This is a genomic window from Mycolicibacterium chlorophenolicum (assembly GCF_001044235.1).
Lineage (GTDB): Bacteria > Actinomycetota > Actinomycetes > Mycobacteriales > Mycobacteriaceae > Mycobacterium > Mycobacterium chlorophenolicum.
This window is the reverse complement of sequence record NZ_JYNL01000064.1, coordinates 689218-707056: the sequence shown is the minus strand read 5'-3', so window position 1 is coordinate 707056 and position 17839 is coordinate 689218. Positions and strand designations below refer to the sequence as shown.

Annotated in this window: 17 protein-coding genes; 8 read left to right on the top strand and 9 right to left on the bottom strand. The window is 70.4% G+C overall.

The window, feature by feature from the left end; genetic code table 11:
- Positions 1-7 precede the first annotated feature (7 nt).
- The 6 genes from MCHLDSM_RS25735 to MCHLDSM_RS25710 form a co-directional block, all read right to left on the bottom strand.
- Complete coding sequence (locus MCHLDSM_RS25735; RefSeq protein WP_048472568.1) at positions 8-706, bottom strand: haloacid dehalogenase type II; 699 nt, start codon at positions 704-706, stop codon at positions 8-10.
- Positions 707-1669 carry an NADPH:quinone oxidoreductase family protein gene (locus MCHLDSM_RS25730; protein WP_048472567.1) on the bottom strand — a complete coding sequence of 321 codons (963 nt, stop codon included), beginning with the start codon at positions 1667-1669 and terminating at the stop codon, positions 707-709.
- A 5-nt stretch (positions 1670-1674) separates the two neighbouring features.
- Positions 1675-2538 (bottom strand): SDR family oxidoreductase, encoded by an 864-nt coding sequence (locus MCHLDSM_RS25725; RefSeq protein ID WP_048472566.1) that lies wholly within the window; start codon positions 2536-2538, stop codon positions 1675-1677.
- A 14-nt stretch (positions 2539-2552) separates the two neighbouring features.
- On the bottom strand, positions 2553-3962 hold the full coding sequence (locus MCHLDSM_RS25720) for an aldehyde dehydrogenase family protein (protein WP_048472565.1): 1410 nt from the start codon (positions 3960-3962) through the stop codon (positions 2553-2555).
- Between the two features lie 87 nt (positions 3963-4049).
- The gene (locus MCHLDSM_RS25715; protein ID WP_048472564.1) at positions 4050-4979 is read right to left on the bottom strand and encodes a class I SAM-dependent methyltransferase; all 930 of its coding nucleotides are present in this window, start codon (positions 4977-4979) and stop codon (positions 4050-4052) included.
- Positions 4980-5046: 67 nt separating this feature from the next.
- Positions 5047-5679 carry a TetR/AcrR family transcriptional regulator gene (locus tag MCHLDSM_RS25710; RefSeq protein ID WP_048421030.1) on the bottom strand — a complete coding sequence of 211 codons (633 nt, stop codon included), beginning with the start codon at positions 5677-5679 and terminating at the stop codon, positions 5047-5049.
- Between the two features lie 153 nt (positions 5680-5832).
- Between MCHLDSM_RS25710 and MCHLDSM_RS25705 the strand changes: the two genes are divergently transcribed.
- Genes MCHLDSM_RS25705 through MCHLDSM_RS25695 form a run of 3 tightly spaced genes read left to right on the top strand, consistent with a single transcriptional unit; the run spans position 5833 to position 9051 of the window.
- Positions 5833-6399 carry a TetR/AcrR family transcriptional regulator gene (locus MCHLDSM_RS25705; RefSeq protein ID WP_048421029.1) on the top strand — a complete coding sequence of 189 codons (567 nt, stop codon included), beginning with the start codon at positions 5833-5835 and terminating at the stop codon, positions 6397-6399.
- A gap of 49 nt (positions 6400-6448) precedes the next feature.
- Positions 6449-6913 (top strand): hypothetical protein, encoded by a 465-nt coding sequence (locus MCHLDSM_RS25700; protein WP_109777972.1) that lies wholly within the window; start codon positions 6449-6451, stop codon positions 6911-6913.
- 44 nt (positions 6914-6957) lie between these two features.
- Positions 6958-9051, top strand: a complete 2094-nt coding sequence (locus tag MCHLDSM_RS25695; protein ID WP_048472981.1) for an FUSC family protein — start codon at positions 6958-6960, stop codon at positions 9049-9051.
- On the opposite strand, the gene MCHLDSM_RS25690 is transcribed toward MCHLDSM_RS25695, so the two are convergent.
- Positions 9043-10017: a pirin family protein gene (locus MCHLDSM_RS25690; protein WP_048472562.1), complete on the bottom strand. Its 975-nt coding sequence runs from the start codon at positions 10015-10017 to the stop codon at positions 9043-9045. The genes MCHLDSM_RS25695 and MCHLDSM_RS25690 overlap by 9 nt on opposite strands.
- A gap of 124 nt (positions 10018-10141) precedes the next feature.
- On the opposite strand from MCHLDSM_RS25690, the gene MCHLDSM_RS25685 reads away from it, so the two are divergent.
- Positions 10142-10369: a hypothetical protein gene (locus MCHLDSM_RS25685; protein WP_048472561.1), complete on the top strand. Its 228-nt coding sequence runs from the start codon at positions 10142-10144 to the stop codon at positions 10367-10369.
- Between the two features lie 19 nt (positions 10370-10388).
- On the opposite strand, the gene MCHLDSM_RS25680 is transcribed toward MCHLDSM_RS25685, so the two are convergent.
- Together MCHLDSM_RS25680 and ptsP are read right to left on the bottom strand one after the other, a co-directional pair.
- Complete coding sequence (locus MCHLDSM_RS25680; RefSeq protein WP_048472560.1) at positions 10389-11738, bottom strand: hypothetical protein; 1350 nt, start codon at positions 11736-11738, stop codon at positions 10389-10391.
- A gap of 111 nt (positions 11739-11849) precedes the next feature.
- Positions 11850-13619: a phosphoenolpyruvate--protein phosphotransferase gene (gene ptsP / locus MCHLDSM_RS25675; protein ID WP_048472559.1), complete on the bottom strand. Its 1770-nt coding sequence runs from the start codon at positions 13617-13619 to the stop codon at positions 11850-11852.
- 42 nt (positions 13620-13661) lie between these two features.
- On the opposite strand from ptsP, the gene MCHLDSM_RS25670 reads away from it, so the two are divergent.
- The 4 genes from MCHLDSM_RS25670 to MCHLDSM_RS25655 are packed head-to-tail and all read left to right on the top strand — an operon-like array spanning position 13662 to position 17766.
- The gene (locus MCHLDSM_RS25670) at positions 13662-14441 is read left to right on the top strand and encodes a DeoR/GlpR family DNA-binding transcription regulator (protein WP_048472558.1); all 780 of its coding nucleotides are present in this window, start codon (positions 13662-13664) and stop codon (positions 14439-14441) included.
- Complete coding sequence (locus MCHLDSM_RS25665) at positions 14438-15415, top strand: 1-phosphofructokinase family hexose kinase (RefSeq protein WP_048472557.1); 978 nt, start codon at positions 14438-14440, stop codon at positions 15413-15415. The genes MCHLDSM_RS25670 and MCHLDSM_RS25665 overlap by 4 nt, the downstream gene beginning before the upstream one ends.
- Positions 15416-15439: 24 nt before the next feature.
- Positions 15440-17473, top strand: a complete 2034-nt coding sequence (locus tag MCHLDSM_RS25660; protein WP_048472556.1) for a PTS fructose transporter subunit IIABC — start codon at positions 15440-15442, stop codon at positions 17471-17473.
- 35 nt (positions 17474-17508) lie between these two features.
- Positions 17509-17766, top strand: coding sequence for an HPr family phosphocarrier protein (locus tag MCHLDSM_RS25655; protein ID WP_048472555.1), 258 nt, complete (start codon positions 17509-17511; stop codon positions 17764-17766).
- Positions 17767-17839: the final 73 nt, after the last annotated feature.

Genomic DNA, 17839 nt, shown 5'->3' with positions numbered 1-17839 from the left:
CGTCCTCTCAGGAACCGAGTTGGTCGGCGAGATCACCGAAATCGTCGGCCATGATGTCGAATTCGTCGGCGGCCGGCCGGCGCAGGGTGCGGTCGGGGCCGTGCTCGGCGGGTCGGAACACGAAACCGGTTCGCAGTCCGGCATCCCGCGCGGCGCGCAGGTCGGAGGGATGCGCGGCGACCATCATCAGTTCCGAGGGTGCCACGTCGAGGATCTCCGCGCACCCGAGGTACGTCTCGCGGTCCGGTTTGTAGTGCCGGAAGATCTCCGCCGACAGCACGCAGTCCCACGGCAGGCCGGCGCGCTTGGCCATGTTGGTCAGCAGCGAGACGTTCCCGTTGGACAGCGTGGTGATGACGAACCGCTCCTTGAGCCGGGTCAGCCCCGCCACCGCATCCGGCCACGGGTCCAGCCGGTGCCACGCGCGGTTCAGGTCGTCGATCTCGGCGTCGTCGACGGTGATGCCGGCGTCGGTGAGCAGCTCGACGAGCCGGCCGCGATGCAGGTCGTCGATGCGGGTCCACGGCAGTTCGCCGCGGCGCACCCGGTCCATCGCCGGTGAGTAGCCGGCCCGCCACGCGTCGGCGAACGCCGGCCAGTCACGCTCGACTCCGTACCGGGCGCCGAAGCGCTCGAGTTCGGCGGTGACGCTCGAGCGCCAGTCCACGACAGTGCCGAACACGTCGAAGGCGAGTGCGCGGACCACCTATGGCTCCAGCACGAGTTTGCCCGCGACACCGCCGTCGGCGAGGCTCTGCAGCGCCTCGGCGCCGGCCGACAGCGGAAACCGCACCGGCGCAGGAGGTCTCAGCCCGGCGGCGACCAGTCCCGCCAACCCGGCGCCCACCTCGGCCTGCGCGCCGGGGGTCCGGTTGACGAACTCGCCCCAGCCGACGCCGACGACGCTGACGTTGCGCAGCAGCAGCCGGTTCACCTTGACCGTCGGGATCCCGCCGGCGGCGAAGCCGATGACCAGCAGCCGTCCTTCGGTGGCCATCGCGCGGACCGCGTCGTCGAACGCCGAGCCGCCGATCGGGTCCACCACGACGTCCACGCCGCGACCCCCGGTGTGCTGCTTGGCCGCGTCCAGCCACCCGTCGCTCAGCGGCAGCACCGCATCAGCGCCGAGGGACTCGACGAACTCGATGGCAGACGGGCGGTGCACCATCGCGATCACCGTGGCGCCCATCGCTTTCGCGATCTGTACCGCGGCGGTGCCGACGCCGCCGCCCGACCCGAGCACCAGGACGGTCTCTCCGGCGCGCAGCGCCGCCCGGCGCTGCAGGGCGAAGTACATCGTGTAGTAGTTGCCCAGCAGAGCCGCTGCGGACGCGTCGTCGACGTCTTCCGGTGTGGCGACCACGCTGCCGGGGTTCACCGCGACCCGCTCGGCGTATCCGCCGAGCATCGTGAACGCCGAAACCCGCTGTCCGGCAGCGAAACCGGAGTCCTCGGGCGCCGACCGGACCACCCCGGCGACTTCCATGCCGGGGATGAACGGCGGGTCCAGGCGCATCTGGTATTCACCGCGGAGGAGCAGCAGATCCGGGAAGCACACCCCGGCGGCCCGCACGTCGATGACCACGTTGCCGTCGCCCGCGGGGTCGGGCACATCGGTGTACACCAACCCCGCAGGGCCTGACAGCTCCTGCGCGAGAAGCGCTTTCATCGGCCTCAGCCGAGGCTGAACGTGGCGCGCTCGGCCGCCGACAGGTCGGCGATCTCGCCCCAGCGGCCCGCGACGTCGTCGACCGACGGCACCTCGGTGAACGTCACGCCGCTGTTCTGGAACAGCGCCACCCGCTGCACCTTGCCGCCACCGACGATGAACACCGACGCGGTCTCGGGCACCTCTTCGGTGCACAGGTAGGCCACGACGGGCGCCACGTACTCCGGCGTCAGCTTCTCGAACACCTCGGGCGGCAGGATGTCCTGCGTCATCCGGGTGGCCGCGATCGGGGCGATGGCGTTGGCCTTGATGTTGTACTTCGCGCCCTCCTGGGCCAGCGTGTTGATCAGGCCGACCAGGCCGAGTTTGGCGGCGCCGTAGTTGGCCTGACCGAAGTTGCCGAACAGACCGCTGGTGGAGGTGGCGACGACGACGCGGCCGAAGCCGCTCTCGCGGAAGTGCGGCCACGCCGCCCGGATCACGTTGTATCCGCCGTAGAGATGCACCTTGAGCACGGCGTCCCAGTTGGCGAACTCCATCTTGTGGAACGTGCCGTCACGCAGGATGCCGGCGTTGCTGACCACACCGTCGACCTTGCCGAACTCGTCGACAGCGGTCTTGATGATGTTGGCCGCGCCCTCGGGCTCGGCGACGGAGTCGTAGTTGGCGACTGCGCGACCGCCGGCGTCCTTGATCTCCTTGACCACCTCGTCGGCCATGTTGTGGCCGGCGCCGGTGCCGTCGCGTGAGCCACCGAGATCGTTGACGACGACGCTGGCGCCTTCGCGGGCGAGTGTCAGCGCGTATTCGCGTCCGAGACCGCCTCCGGCGCCGGTGACGACGATGACCCGATCCTGCACTCCTGGCATGACGATTCCCTTTCCTAGAAAAGCCGTCTGGCGAGCTTCCAAGCCTTCTCTGTATACGGGGGATAGATGAAGGCGCCGACGTCGGGTCGGGTTGGCTTGGTCATCACGGTCTTGCGGTGGCTGAATTCCTCGAAGCCGTACTTGCCGTGATAGGCGCCCATGCCCGAGGGGCCGACGCCGCCGAACGGCAGCTTGTGCGTGGCGAAGTGGAACAGCAGATGGTTGATCACCATGCCGCCGGCGGCGACCTCCTTGATCACCCGCTCCCGCACCGCCTTGGTCTTCGTGAACAGGTAGGCGGCCAGCGGTTTGGGCCGCGAGTTCACGAAAGCGATTGCCTCGTCCAGGGATCCGACGGTGACGACCGGCAGGATCGGGCCGAAGATCTCGTCGGTCATCAGCGGCTCGGCGGGGTCGGGGTCGACGACGACGGTCGGCTGGATCCTGATGGTGGCGGCGTCGGAGCCGCCGCCGACCGCCACGGTGCCCTTGGTGGCCGCCAGCGCGCTGGTCAGGCGGTCGAAGTGGCGCTCGTTGACGATGCGCTTCCCGCCGGGGTTGCCCGCCTCGAACTCGGCGACCGCCTCGCGCAGCTTGTCGACCAGCTGATCGCGGATCGGGGCCTCGGCGAGCACGTAGTCCGGCGCGATGCAGATCTGCCCGGAGTTGATCAGCTTGGTCCACGCGATGCGCTTGGCGGCGACCTCGACGTCGGCGTCGGCCGACACGATCACCGGGCTCTTGCCGCCCAGTTCGAGCGTCACCGGCGTCAGGTGCGCGGCCGCACCCTGGTAGACCTTGCGGCCGATCTCGGTGCCGCCGGTGAACAGCAGGTAGTCGAAGCCCTGCTCGATGAGCTCCTGGCTGACCGCGCCGTCGCCCTCGATGACGGTGATCGCGTCGTTGTCGAGATACCGCGGAACCAGTTCGGCCATCAGGGCCGAAGACGCCGGCGCGATCTCCGAGGGCTTGAGCACCACCGTGTTGCCGGCCGCGATCGCGCCGACGGCCGGGCCGAGGGTCAGCGCGAACGGGAAGTTCCAGGCACCGATGATCAGCACGGTGCCGTACGGCTCGTACTCCACCCACCCGCGACCGGGCAGCTGGGAGAACTCCAGCATGCGGTAGCGGCGCTTCGTCCACTTGCCGACGCTCTTGGCCGCCGACGCCGCCTCGCCGGCGGTGCTGGCGATGTCGGCCAGCCACGCCTCGAACGGCTTGCGGTCCAGGTCCTTGGCCAGCGCGTCGGCGATCGCGCCCTCGTTCTCGGTCATCAACCGCTCGAGAGCGTGCAGCTGCTGCTTGCGCCACTCGACGCTGCGGGTGCGGCCCGAGGCGAACGTCTCACGCAGACGTCGCACGGTCGCCGGGATGTCGGGGGTGGCGGCACCCAGGTCGACGGGGACGGCGGAATCAGTGGTCATGACGGGTCTCCTTCATCTGACCTGCGGAGTACCCGAATCGTAGCCAACCATCCGGTTGGTGAACAGGCGGCTGGGCAGCCGCGCCGCTCAGCGCCGGACGGCGGTGGTGAAGGTCGAGAAGGACTCGCCGTCGTTGTCGGCGATCTCGATGTAGCGGTCGAGCCGGATCATCTCGTCCTGCGAGGCGATCGCCTGGGCCTGCCAGCCGTGGGCGTTCAGCCAGTCGGCGACCTCGGCGCGGTCGGCGTCGTCGTAGGTGAGCTCGGTGATGTCCATCGGCTCGACGTCGAACTGCGCGGTGATCCGGGCAAACCGTTCCCGCATCCGCTCCCGGCGGTCGGGGGCGTGCAGGCCCATCGACTCGGCGGCGATCTGGCTGCCCGGTGCGCTCAGCTCGGTGATCTGGCCGAACAACCGGTCCTGGGCGTCGGCGGGCAGGTACATCAGCAGACCCTCGGCCAGCCAGGCCGTCGGCTGCGCGGGATCGAACCCGGCGTCGGTCAGGGCGGTCGGCCAGTCCTGCCGCAGGTCGATCGCCACCGCCCGGCGGTCGGCCGACGGGCTGACGTCGTGGGCCGCGAGCGTCTCGGCCTTGTACTCGAGCACCTTCGGCTGGTCGATCTCGTAGACCGTGGTGCCGGCCGGCCACGGCAGCCGGAAGGCGCGGGAATCCAGCCCGGACGCCAGGATCACGACCTGCCGGATGCCGGCGTCGACCGCGGCGGCGAAGTACGCGTCGAAGAAGTGGGTGCGCACGGCCTGGTAGTTCTTCATGTTCTCGAACATCGCGGCGACCTCGGGGTCGGACGCGGAGACGGTGGTGACGAAGTCGTCGTCGAGCATCAGGCCCCACACCCCGGTGCCGGCGTCGGCGATCAGGATCTTGGCGTAGGGGTCACGGATGAGCGCGTCGGAACGCTCGGTCTCGGCGGCTCGGGCGGCGGCGACCATGACAGCGGTGGCGCCGACGCTGGAGGTGATGTCCCAGGTGTCGTCGTCAGTGCGCAGAGAGCTCATACTTCGAAAGTCTATCTATCGACTGCCCGCGCTCAGCCGGGGTGTGGTCCACGCCACAGCGCGGTGACTAGGCCAGATGCCAGAGCTTGTTGGCCAGCAGCAGTTCGAGTTTGTGCACGACCGCGCCGAGGGCGGCCCCGTCGCCGACGAACCCGGCGTAGAAGCCCATGCCCCACAGCACCGCGACGAGCATCTCCACCAGGTGGCTGACGTCGGTGTCGCCGCTGAGTTCGCCGCGCTCGATCGCATCGTTGACGGCCCAGGTCACGAACGCCCGCGAGTTCTTCAGCGGGTCGTGCTCGTCGCTGACCAGTTCCGGGTGACGCTGGGTCTCCAGCACGGACGTGACCAGGAACGCCGCGGCTGAGCGGTCGTCGGCGTCGGCCTGCGTCGTGGCCGACAGGAACGCCGCCAGTCGGTCGACCAGTCCGGTGCGCTCGTGCGCGCGCGCCACGCCTGCGCTAACAATCGACGTGTTGGTCTGCTCGACCACCTCGGCCCACAGCACGCGTTTGCTGGCGAAGTAGTGATTGATCGCCGGACGGGTCAGGTCGGCGCGGATCGCGATGGCCTGGAACGTCGCGGCGTCGTATCCCAGTTCGCTGAAAACCTCGCGAGCAGCATGCAGAATGCGCTCGCGCGTCTCGGCGGCTTTCGCTGCGGGAGGGCGACCCGGACCTCTACTCGCCGTATACGGCATTGTGAAATTGTGCCACACGTCACCAGTCCCGACGGCACTCGGTCTGCTCCGCGCTCCCGACCCGCCGTCTCAGCAAAGTTCGACCACACACTGGCGGCGAGTTCCGGGCCGACGGACCGCCGGTATCGGGCCCCGTCGAACTAGGGTTTGGCTATGGGGGCGGTCGGGTCGCGGGAATCGTTCTTCAACGCTGGGTTCGACGTGCTCGCCGAGCTCGGCTACGGCGGGCTGAAGCTGGCCGAGGTGTGCCAGCGGCTGGGGGTCACCAGCGGGTCGTTCTATCACTACTTCTCCAGCTGGTCGGACTTCACCCGCCAGCTCGTCGCGCACTGGCACGAGGGGATGACCGTGCGCGTCGTCGAGGCGGTCCGCGACGAAACCGACCCGCGCCGGCGGGTGGACAAGTTGATCAAAGGAGCGCTGGAGTTGCCGCACGGCGCCGAGGCGGCGATCCGCGTCTGGGGGTCGATCGATCCGCACGTGCGGGCGGTGCAGGCCGCGGTGGACCATCAGCGCTTCGACGCGGTGTTCGAGTCGGCGTTGCAGCTGCTGGGCAACAGGCGGCAAGCTGAGATGTTCGCATCGTGGTCGGTGTACCTGCTCGTGGGTTACGAGCAGGCTCTTCTGCCCCGCAACCCGGACGGATTGGAGTGGCTCGTGACGCAGTTGCTGGACAGCCTCGACGCCGGCCGGTTCAGGTCGGTGCCCGACGGTGACTGAGACCGCCGACGACGACGTCGAGGCGCCGCCCGTCGAGCACGTGGTGTCGATGTTGCGCGAACGTCTCTACGGGGCGATCTCCTGTCTGGCGACGCTGGTGGTGCTGACGCGCTACACCGAGGACGACACCAGCGGCTGGTTCCGGATGCTGGACGTGGCCGTCACGATGGGCGGGTTGTGGGCGGCGAGTCTGCTGGCCGACTGGGTCGCGCACCTCGCCGTGCACGAGGAGGCGCCGCGCGGATCCGAACGCTGGCGGATGCTGCAGGCCTCGGGTCAGATCCTGCAGGCCAGCGTGTTGCCCCTGGCCGCCCTGGCGACCGCGGGCATCGGGCTGCTCGACACCGACACCGCGATGTGGGTGGCCAAGTGGATTCTCGTCGGCGAACTGGGACTGATCGCCCTGCTGGCGGTGCGCCGCACGCGGCTGCCCTGGTGGCAGCAAATTCTGACCGTGGCCACGTTGATCGGCGTGGGTCTGCTCGTCATCGGCATCAAGGTGCTCGCGCATTGACGACCGCGCCCACTCTGACCGTGCGGGGACGCATCGTTCGGCGCATGCATCAGCGCGATCCGGACAACGACGCTCTGCGCCGCGCGCTGCGGGCCGCCACGGTGGTGCCGATCGCAGCGGCGGTGAGTTTCGCGATCGCAGGCGGTAATTCGCAGACACCGCTGTTCACATTGTTCGGTTCGGTGGCGTTGCTCGTGTTCTCCGACTTCCCCGGGAACCGGCAGAACCGGGCGGTCGCCTATGCGGGGCTCGGCTTGAACGGGATGGTCAACATCACGCTCGGCACGCTGATCGCGCCGTATCCGTGGCCCGCGGTGGCGCTGATGTTCGTGCTCGGGGTCGCCGTGACGTTCTCCGGTGTCCTCAGCGAGACGGTCGCCGCGGGGCAGCGGGCGACGCTGTTGACCTTCGTGCTGCCGGCGTGCACGCCGCCGGGCCCGATCGGAGAACGGTTGCTGGGCTGGACGATCGCGCTGGCCGTGTGCGTGCCGGCCGCGCTGTTCGTGCTGCCGCCGCGTCATCACGGTCAGCTGCGACGCCGCGCCGCGCGCGCCTGCCGCGTCCTGGCCGACCGGATCGACGGGGTCGCGACGGCCGACGACGTGCGCCGTGCGATGGACTCACTGCGAGAGACGTTCCTGGGTGCCGACTTTCGGCCGGTCGGGCTGACCGCGGGCAGCCGGGCGCTGGTGCGTGTGGTCGACGACCTGGAGTGGGTGTCCGAGCGGGTGGGGCAGGACACCGGGGTGACGTTGCGCGACCGGGATGCGGTGGTGCGGGTGCTGCGATGCGCGGCCGCCGTGCTCCGGATCTCGCGGCCGGCCGACCGGGATGTGGCCCGGGCCGAACTCGAAGCGGCTCTGGTCGTGCTGCGCACCACCGCACGGGGCCGCTGGCGGGAGGATCTCGACGAGATCCTCAGCGCGCCCGGCGACGAGCGTGCCGTCGCGTTGGGCCGTGAGCTGTTGCGGCGGCGCACCATTGCCGCGATGATCGGCGCGACCGGTCGCATCATCGCGGCCGCCGCGGCCGCGGACTCCCGGCCGGTGTGGGCCCGCGCGCTCGGCCGGCGGCTGCCGCCGACCGGCGCGTCGGACCGGCTGCTCCCGGAAACCGTTGCCGCCGCGCAGATCGCGTCGGGCTTCCTGGCGAACCGCTCGGTCGCGGTGCGCAACAGCCTGCGCACGGGGCTGGGGCTGGCGATCGCCGTGGCGATCACGCATCTGTTCCCCGTCGAGCACGGGTTCTGGGTGGTGCTGGGCGCACTGTCGGTGTTGCGCAGCAGCGCGCTGAGCACGGGGACCCGGGTGTGGCGCGCGGTGATCGGGACCGGGATCGGCTTCCTGCTGGGTGCGCTGCTGATCGGCCTGGTCGGGGTGGAGCCGACGGTGCTGTGGCTGCTGATGCCGCTGGCCGTCTTCGGATCGGCCTACGTCCCGGAGATCGCGTCGTTCACCGCGGCCCAGGCGGCTTTCACGATGATGGTGCTGATCTTCTTCAACCTGATCGTGCCGACGGGCTGGCAGGTGGGGTTGATCCGGGTCGAGGACGTCGTGGTCGGCGCGCTGGTCGGGGTGGTGGTGTCGGTGCTGCTGTGGCCGCGCGGGGCAACGGCCTCGGTCACCCGCGCGATCCACTCGGCACGCGCGATCTTCGGCCAATACCTGTGGGCGGCGGTGCTGCGCATCACCCGCGGTGCGTACGAGGAACGCACCGACGAGGTGGCGACGCTGAGCCACAACGCGCTCGCGGCGTCACGCGTCATCGACGACGCTGTGCGGCAGTATCTTTCGGAGAGCGGCGCCGAGACGGACTTTCGCGCCCCGGTGGTCCGCTCGTTCAACCGGGCGATCCGGTTGCGCGCGGCCGCCGATCTGATCGCCGACATCCCGACCCCGCCGCCGCTGTCGGCCTACCCGAAGGTGCGCGCGGTCGTCGAGAAGCACGCCGCGGCGATCTGCGAGCGCGTGGCGGGCCGACCCCCCGAACTTCCGTGGGCGCCGATCAGTGACGACTTCGTGCGGGCGCTGCGTGCGGAGATGCGCGACGACGACCTCGGCATCTCCGCCGCGCTGCCGCTGCTCACCGTCGCAGCGCTGCTCGGTGAACTGGAGTTGATCTATCCGCTCTCAGCGTGACGGGCGGTGCGGCATCAGCGCGTTCGGCGGGATCGTCCCGAACCGGCCGGCGTTGAAGTCCTCGACGGCGGCGATGAGCTCGGACTTGGAGTTCATCACGAACGGGCCGTACTGGAACACGGGCTCGCGAATCGGCTTGCCGCCCAGCAGCAGAACCTCGAGGGCGGGCCGGTGCGACTCCTGGGTCCGCGAGGCCGCGACCGTGATGCGGTCGCCGGGGCCGAGCACGGCCAGCTGACCCTGCTCGATCGGATGGTCGACGGGACCGACCGAACCGCGGCCGGACAGGACGTAGACGAGCGCGTTGAAGTCGCGGTTCCAGGGCACGTTGAGCCGGGCACCGGGTTCGATGGTGGCGTGCGCCAGCGTGATCGGCGTGTGCGTCGCGCCGGGACCCGATGCGCCGTCGATGTCCCCGGCGATCACGCGCACCAGCGCGCCGCCGTCGTCGGAGGAGAGCAGACCGACCTGCGGGCCCTCGATCGACTGGTAGCGGGGCGCGGCGAACTTGTCCTTGCGCGGCAGGTTCACCCACAGCTGGATGCCGTGGAACATGCCGCCACTTTCGACCAGTTCCGCCGGGGGTGTCTCGATGTGCAGGATGCCGGATCCGGCGGTCATCCACTGGGTGGCGCCGTCGGTGATCAGTCCGCCGCCGCCGTGGGAGTCCTGATGCGCGAAGCGGCCGTCGATCATGTACGTGACGGTCTCGAAGCCGCGGTGCGGGTGCCAGTCGGTGCCGCGCGGCTCCCCGGGTTGATACTCGACCTCGCCCATCTGGTCCATGTGGACGAACGGGTCCAGGTCGCGTGCGCTGACGCCCGCGAACGCGCGGACCACGGGGAAGCCTTCGCCTTCGTACCCGCGGGGTCCGGTCGTCACCGAGCGCACGGGGCGGTCGGTGTCGGTGGGGGCCGGGGCGGCGATGCGGGGCAGAGTCAGGGTGTCGGCGGTGATCGCGGGCATACCCCATCTAACCGGACCGTGGTCCGATTCATTCCGAGCGCTGGTGCGCGACCAGATCGCCGAATCGGCCCGATCGGCGCGCTGGACGCACACTAGGCCCACGTTCAGGGGGTACTCCCCCGCCATGGCCAACAGCATCTGGGAAGTCGTCGCCGCCACCCTCTATGACCGCGGTAACCCCGACGGTGGTGCGGAAGAGTTGTCACTCGTGACCGGTCCCGAAGAGGAAGCCCGGCGGGTCTACGCGGACACGACCGCCATCGCCGCGGACCGCGGATATTCATCTGTGGTGCTTCGACGCGACGGTGTCGACGTGGAGTCGTGGCCGCAGGCCACCGGCTGGACGTCCTGATCCAGCCGGTGGCGCAGCGTCAGGCGGCCGCGGACGCCGAGCTGGACGTGTCCGAGCTCGCCTTGTCCGCCTTCTCTGTCTTGTCCGCCTTCTCCGACTTGTCGGCCTTCTCCGACTCGGCCGTATCCGGCTTCGTCGACGCGTCGGCGGCCGAGTCGTCCGCTGCGTCATCGGCAGCAGCGTCGCCGTCGTCGGTGGCGACGTCCCCGGTGGTCGCGTCGTCCTCGGTCACCGCGGTGTCGGTGTCCTCGCTGACGTCCTCGGTGACGGTGTCTTCCGTGACGTCCTCGCTCGCCGTCTCGTCATCGTCCGTCGCGACGGCACCCGACGGCGATTCCGGTGCGTCGTCGTCCTCGAATTTGACTCCGGCAGAGGACTTTTCGGTTGCCGAGACGGTGTCGACGGCGACCAGCGTGGCCGTCGACGGCACGGTCGTCACGGCGGTGGTGTCGGCCGGCGGCTTCAGCGCGGCCGCGATGGCCTGCGGCAGACGCACCAGGAACTGGTCGATGGTGCCCCGCGGGGACAGCAGACCCTGGAAATCCTCGGTGGCGTAGATCGGATTGCCGTCGGCGTCCTTGCCGAAGTACGGCCGGTAGCCGTTGATGAACGCGCCGGCGACGATGCCGGGCGCGTTGACGACGGCGGTGAACGCGTCCTTGAGGTTGCCCTCCTTCACCGCGGTGTAGATGGTGTCCGCCACGTTGGCGATCGCGAAGGCGGCGGTGATGCCCGGCACGAGCAGGCCACGGGTGACATTCGACGCCGTGCCGCGGGTGATCAGGGAGTCGTAGACCCGCCCGACCGCGGCCATGATGTCGCTGGGGATCGTCAGGATCGACAGCAGCGGCTGGCCGATGTTCTCCAGTGCCACCAGCGCCCAGGTGTTGAGTTCGACCAGCGCTTCGGTGAATTGGCCCTGCTTGATGAACTCGCCTGCCGCCTGCAGCCGCACCGGCAGGTTCGTCGCGGTGCGCTCCAAGCCCTCCAGCGAGCCGAGGATGCCGGTGCCGCGCCGCTGACCCGGTGCGGCCTTGGCGCCGACGATGGCGTCGAGGTAGTCCTTGCTGTTGGCGATCACCTGGTTCAGCACCGGCAGCGGCTGGCTGCTGACCGCACTGAACAGCGTCTTGACGTTGGTGAAGGTGTTGGCGAAGTTGTTCTGCCAGACGACCAGCGGGTTCTCGAGCACCGGGTTGGCGGCGGCGGTCAACTGCACCGCGCGGTGTTGGATCTCCGTCGCGGTCACCATCGATGACATCGGGGCGACGGCGACCGCCGAGGCACACAGCATGGCGGCGCTCGCGACGGCGAATCTGTTCGCGCGGGGCGCGGCGCCGCCGACGGCAAGCGGAAGAACGTAGGGCACGGAAGGACTCCTCTAGCTGGTCACAGGGTGAATGCCAGCCGGACATTAGCTGAGGGTTACCTAAGAAACAATAGGTACGCCTTACCTAACTGCGGAGCCCTCCCGGCGCGCTCAGCCCAGGACAGCCAGGGCGGCGGCCCGCGCCTCGGCGGCACTCGCCGTACCCAGCACCGCGTCCGCGGCCTCGCGGCATTGCTGCAGCGTGACCTGCGCCAGCTTCGCTCCGACGCCCTGCACCGCGGCGGCCGCGGCGGACAGCGAGGTGACACCCAGGCCGGTGAGCACGCACGCCAGCAGCGGATCGGCGGCGGCCTCCCCGCAGACACCGACCGGCTTGCCGACCGCCGCGCCGGCGCGCACGGTCATCGCGACGAGCGCGAGCACCGCGGGCTGCCACGGATCGGTCAGGGTGGCCAACTCGGCCGACATCCGGTCGGCGGCCATCGTGTACTGCGCGAGGTCGTTCGTGCCGATCGACAGGAAGTCGACGTGCTCGAGGATCCGCTCGGCCAGCAGCGCCGCCGCGGGTACCTCGATCATCACCCCGGGCGTCAAGCCGCGCGAACGTGCCTGTGCGGCAAACGATTCCGCTTCCTGCGCGGTGGCGATCATGGGCGCCATCACCCACGGCTGCTCGCCGGACTTCTCCGCCGCGGCCGCGATCGCATCGAGTTGGTGGTGCAGCAGCCCGGGGTTGTTCTCCGCGATCCGGATGCCGCGCACGCCGAGCGCCGGGTTGGCCTCGTCGGGATGGCCGGCGAACTTGAGCGGCTTGTCGGAGCCCGCGTCGAGCGTGCGGATCACGACCTTGCGGCCCGCGAACGCCTCGAGCACCTCGCCGTAGATCTGCGCCTGCTCGTCGACGGTCGGCTCGGCGTCGGTGTTGAGGAAGCACAGTTCGGTGCGGAACAGGCCGACCCCTTCGGCCGGGGTCTCGCGCGCGGCGCGGGCCGCGGCCCCGTCCTGCACGTTGGCCAGCACGGCGACCTGGTGGCCGTCGGCGGTCGCGCCCGGGCCGGACCAGTCGGCGGCCGCCGCAGCGACGCGCGCGGCCTCGGCGACGGCGTCCTGCGCCGCGGACTCGTCAGGCGTGACGGTGACCGTGCCGAGGGTTCCGTCGACCAGCACCGTCGTGCCGGCGGGCACGTCGTCCAATCCGTGGACGGCGACGACGCACGGGATGCCCAACTGGCGCGCGATGATCGCGGTGTGGCTGGTCGGGCCGCCCAGCGTGGTGGCCAGCGCGACGATCACCGCGGGGTCGAGCCCCGCGGTGTCGGCGGGGGCGAGATCCTCCGCGCACAGCACCGACGGCGAGTCGGGCAGCGGGACGCCCGGCTCGGGCAGGCCGTTGAGTTCGGCGATCACCCGGTCGCGGATGTCGCGCAGGTCGGTCACGCGCTCGGCCATCAGGCCGCCGAGCTTGGTGAACATCTCGACGAACTGGTCGATCGCCCCGTTGACCGCGCGGGCCGCGGGGGCGCCCTCTTTGATCCGTTTCTCTGCGGCGCCGAGCCAGCCGCGGTCCTGCGCGAGCGTGGCCGTCGCCGCGAGCACCTCGGACGCGGCGCCGGTGGCGTGGGCGGCGCGGTCGCGCAGGCGGCCGGCCACGGTCGCCGCCGCGGCGGTGAAGCGCTCGCCCTCGGCCGCCCGGTCGCCCTCGGCGACCTCGGGGAGCCCACTGACGTCGACTTCGGGGAGCCGGCCGGGGCGGATCACGGGTGCGTAGGCCACGCCGGCGACGACGGGAACCCCCTGCAGCACGGTGCCGGGATCTGGGCGGGAAGCGCTCTGTGAGCTGAGCGAAGACGTCGCGGTCATGTGAACCAGGTTACAAGAAACCGTTGACAAGTCAACACGTTCAGGAGTAAAACCAAACATATCAACAACAAACCGGACGTATCCCAACACAAACGGAGCTCCATGTACCCCGAAGAACGGCAGCAAGCCATCGCCTCCTTGGTGATGGCGAAGGGCCGCGCCTCGGTGACCGAGCTCGCGCAGGCCTACGACGTGACGACCGAGACCGTGCGGCGCGACCTCGCCGTGCTCGACAAGGCGGGCATCGTGCGCCGCGTGCACGGCGGAGCGGTCCCTGTCCGCGCCCTGCATCTCGTCGAGCCCGGCGTCGGCGAGCGCGACGTCACCCGGTCCGAGCACAAGGACGCCATCGCCGCCGCGGCGGCCGAGTTCTTCCCCCTCAGCGGCGCGAGTGTCCTGCTCGACGCCGGCACCACCACGATGCGCATCGCGGCGCACCTGCCGACCGACCGCGAACTCGTCGTCGTCACCAACTCGGTGCCCATCGCGGCGCGGCTGGCCACCATGCCCACCGTGTCGCTGCAACTACTCGGCGGCCGCGTGCGCGGAGTTACGCAGGCCGCCGTCGGCGAACAGACGCTGCGGGTGCTCGACACCCTGCGCGTCGACATCGCCTTCATCGGCACCAACGCGATCAGCATCCGGCACGGCCTGTCCACCCCCGACAGCGAGGAGGCGGCGGTCAAGCGGGCCATGGTGCGGGCGGCCAACTACGTCGTGGTCGCCGCGGACTCCTCCAAGGTCGGCCGCGAGGACTTCGTCAGCTTCGCGCCGATCACCAGTGTCGACACCCTCATCACCGACCCCGAGATCAGCGCCGCCGACCGCGCCGAACTGACCGAACAGGGCCTCGAAATCATCTGCGCAGGAGATCACCAGTGATCGTCACCGTCACGCCGAACCCGAGCATCGACCGCACGGTCACGCTGCCGTCCCCGCTGACGCGCGGCGCCGTCCACCGCGTCACCTCGGTCACCAGCCAGGCCGGCGGCAAGGGCGTCAACGTCGCCCGCGCGCTCACCCTCGCCGGCCTCGACGCGCTCGCCGTCCTGCCCGCGGCCGGCAACGACCCGTTGATCACCGCGCTCGAGACCGCGGCGGTGTCGTTCCAGATCGTGCCCACCGCCGAGGCGGCCCGCACCAATCTGACCATCACCGAGCCCGACGGCACCACCACCAAGATCAACGAGCCGGGCGCGACGCTCGACGAGGCCACGGTCGGCGCACTGACCGACGCGGTGCTCGCCGCCGCCGACGGCGCGGACTGGGTGGTGATGTCCGGATCGCTGCCGCCCGGGATGCCGGCGTCCTGGTACGGCGACGTCGTCGCGTTGCTCGCCTCGCGCCCCTGCCGCGTCGCCGTCGACACCTCCGACGCACCGCTGGCCGCTCTGGTCGGTTCGCTCGAGCGCGGCGCCCCGGATCTGATCAAGCCGAACGCCGAGGAACTGGCCAGCGTGCTCGGCCTCTCCCCCGAGGTCTTGGAAAGCGCTGTCGCCCAGGGCGATCCGGAGCCGGTGGTGACCGCAGCCCGTCAACTCATCGACCGCGGCATCGGCGCGGTGCTCGCCACCCTCGGCGCCGAGGGGGCGGTGCTCGTCGACGCGAACGGCGCCTGGATGGCGACCCCGCCGCCGATCGTGCCGCGCAGCACCGTGGGCGCGGGGGACTCGTCGCTGGCCGGCTACGTCCGCGCCGAAGTCGGCGGCGCCGTTCCGCCGCAGCGGCTGCAGATGGCCGTGGCCTACGGCAGCGCGGCCGCGGCACTGCCCGGCACCACGCTGCCGACCCCCGCCCAGATCGACCTCACCGCCGTGCAGGTCTCGCCCATCTCACCGATTCCCGCCACCCAGTAACACGCCGACGACGAAAGTAGTGCCATGACAAGCTCCACCACCTCACCACCCATCATCACCACCGACCTGGTTCTGCTCGACACCGCCGTCGACGGTGACAAGCAGGCGGTCATCGCACGCATGGTGGGCAGCCTCGCCGCGGCGGGTCGCACCAACGACGCCGACGGCCTGGTCGGCGCTGCGATGGCGCGCGAACAGCAGTCGGCCACCGGACTGCCCGGCGGCATCGCGATCCCGCACTGCCGCTCCCCCTACGTCGACACCCCGACGATCGGCTTCGCCCGGCTCAGCCCCGCGGTGGACTTCGGCGCCCCGGACGGCCCGGCAGACCTCGCGTTCCTGATCGCCGCGCCCGACTCCGGCGGCCAGGAGCACATGAAGCTGCTGTCCAGCCTGGCAAGGGCGTTGGTGCGCAAGGACTTCGTCGAGGCGCTGCGCAACGCGTCGTCGGCCGACGAGGTCGTCGGCCTGGTCGACGGTGTGGTCAACCCGGCGCCCACCCCGGCCACCCCGGCGCCCGCCGCGGCGCCGGTGGAGAAGTCCGCGGCCAAGACGCTGATCGCGATCACCGCGTGCCCCACCGGAATCGCGCACACCTACATGGCCGCCGACGCCCTGGCCGCCGCGGCCAAGGAGGCCGGCGTGACCATGGTCGTCGAGACGCAGGGCTCCTCGGGCAGCACCCCGGTGCCGGCCGAGACCATCGCCAAGGCCGACGCGGTCATCTTCGCGACCGACGTGGGCGTCAAGGACCGCGGCCGCTTCGCCGGCAAGCCCGTGATCGCCTCCGGAGTGAAGCGGGCGATCAACGAGCCGGCCAAGATGGTCGCCGAAGCCGTTGCCGCAGCCGATGATCCGAACGCACCGCGGGTCGAGGGCTCCGCAGGCGGCGGCGCCGCGACGAGTTCCGCGCCGGCCGGCGGCGTCGGCTGGGGCACGCGCACCCGGCAGATCCTGCTGACCGGTGTCAGCTACATGATCCCGTTCGTCGCCGCGGGCGGCCTGCTGATCGCGCTGGGCTTCCTGTTCGCCGGCTACGAGATCGCGAACAAGCCTGACGGCGCCACGCAGTCGCTGGGCAACATCATCGCGCTGAACAACTCGTTGACCAACCTGCCCAGCGGCGGGTTCACCCAGTACCTGGGCGCGATCCTGTTCTCCCTGGGCGGGCTGGCGTTCAGCTTCCTGGTGCCCGCGCTGGCCGGCTACATCTCGTTCGCGATCGCCGACCGGCCCGGCATCGCGCCCGGTTTCACCGCCGGAGCGCTCGCGGTGTTCGTCGGCGGCGGATTCATCGGCGGTATCGTCGGCGGCGTCATCGCCGGCTTCGCGGCTCTGTGGATCAGCAATCTCAAGGTGCCCAAGTGGTTCCGCGGCTTGATGCCGGTTGTGATCACCCCGCTGGGCGCGTCACTGTTCGTCGGTTTGATCATGTTCTTCCTGGTGGGCCGTCCGCTCGCGCTGATCAACACCGGCCTGACCAACTGGCTCAGCGGGCTGTCCGGCACATCGGCGGTCCTGCTGGGTGTGATCCTCGGCCTGATGATGTGCTTCGACCTGGGTGGCCCGGTGAACAAGGCGGCCTACGCGTTCGCCACCGCCGGCCTGGCGGCCTCGACCACCGCGTCGATCCAGATCATGGCCGCCGTGATGGCGGCCGGCATGGTGCCGCCGCTGGCGATGGCGCTGGCCACCACGGTGCGGCCCGGGCTGTTCAGTGAGCCCGAGCGGGAGAACGGCCGTGCGGCATGGCTTCTCGGCGCATCGTTCATCTCCGAGGGCGCCATTCCGTTCGCCGCGGCTGACCCGCTGCGCGTCATCCCGTCGATGATGTTCGGCGGCGCCGTCACCGGTGCGCTGTCCATGGCCTTCGGCGCGACGTCGCGGGCGCCCCACGGCGGCATCTTCGTGCTGTTCGCCATCGACAACAAGCTGGGCTTCGTCATCGCGCTGCTGGCCGGCACGGTGGCGGCCGCGGTGGCAGTCATCGCAGCCAAGCAGTTCATCAAGCCCGGCGCCAAGAAGGCCGAGCGCGAGCTCGCCGTTGCCGCCGCCTGAGACCATCGATTCAGACAACCGAAAGAGGAGAGTTCATGCCCACCAAGACCGTCATCGTCGGCTCATCGATCGGACTGCACGCCCGGCCCGCGGCGATCATCGCCGAAGCCGTCGTCAACGCCGGTGTGCCCGTCACCCTGTCGGTCGACGGCGGTGAGCCGGTGGACGCCGGCTCGGCGCTGATGATCATGACGCTCGGCGCCGGCAACGGTGCCCAGGTCACCGTCGCCTCCGACGACGAGGCCGCGCTGAACACCATCGCCGAGCTGGTGCAGCAGGACCTCGACGCCTGACCCACCCCCTTCCGCCGAAACTGCGTTCCGCGCGCCGAAGCCCGAGTAGGGCCCGCGTGGGACGCAGTTTCGG

What these genes read in the sequence shown, in the direction of transcription:
- MCHLDSM_RS25730 (WP_048472567.1), bottom strand. Translation starts at nt 1,669, where the DNA reads ATGAAAGCGCTTCTCGCGCAGGAGCTGTCAGGCCCTGCGGGGTTGGTG.
- MCHLDSM_RS25725 (WP_048472566.1), bottom strand. Translation starts at nt 2,538, where the DNA reads ATGCCAGGAGTGCAGGATCGGGTCATCGTCGTCACCGGCGCCGGAGGC.
- MCHLDSM_RS25720 (WP_048472565.1), bottom strand. Translation starts at nt 3,962, where the DNA reads ATGACCACTGATTCCGCCGTCCCCGTCGACCTGGGTGCCGCCACCCCC.
- MCHLDSM_RS25715 (WP_048472564.1), bottom strand. Translation starts at nt 4,979, where the DNA reads ATGAGCTCTCTGCGCACTGACGACGACACCTGGGACATCACCTCCAGC.
- MCHLDSM_RS25710 (WP_048421030.1), bottom strand. Translation starts at nt 5,679, where the DNA reads ATGCCGTATACGGCGAGTAGAGGTCCGGGTCGCCCTCCCGCAGCGAAA.
- MCHLDSM_RS25705 (WP_048421029.1), top strand. Translation starts at nt 5,833, where the DNA reads ATGGGGGCGGTCGGGTCGCGGGAATCGTTCTTCAACGCTGGGTTCGAC.
- MCHLDSM_RS25700 (WP_109777972.1), top strand. Translation starts at nt 6,449, where the DNA reads ATGTTGCGCGAACGTCTCTACGGGGCGATCTCCTGTCTGGCGACGCTG.
- MCHLDSM_RS25695 (WP_048472981.1), top strand. Translation starts at nt 6,958, where the DNA reads ATGCATCAGCGCGATCCGGACAACGACGCTCTGCGCCGCGCGCTGCGG.
- MCHLDSM_RS25690 (WP_048472562.1), bottom strand. Translation starts at nt 10,017, where the DNA reads ATGCCCGCGATCACCGCCGACACCCTGACTCTGCCCCGCATCGCCGCC.
- MCHLDSM_RS25685 (WP_048472561.1), top strand. Translation starts at nt 10,142, where the DNA reads ATGGCCAACAGCATCTGGGAAGTCGTCGCCGCCACCCTCTATGACCGC.
- ptsP (WP_048472559.1), bottom strand. Translation starts at nt 13,619, where the DNA reads ATGTTTGGTTTTACTCCTGAACGTGTTGACTTGTCAACGGTTTCTTGT.
- MCHLDSM_RS25670 (WP_048472558.1), top strand. Translation starts at nt 13,662, where the DNA reads ATGTACCCCGAAGAACGGCAGCAAGCCATCGCCTCCTTGGTGATGGCG.
- MCHLDSM_RS25660 (WP_048472556.1), top strand. Translation starts at nt 15,440, where the DNA reads ATGACAAGCTCCACCACCTCACCACCCATCATCACCACCGACCTGGTT.
- MCHLDSM_RS25655 (WP_048472555.1), top strand. Translation starts at nt 17,509, where the DNA reads ATGCCCACCAAGACCGTCATCGTCGGCTCATCGATCGGACTGCACGCC.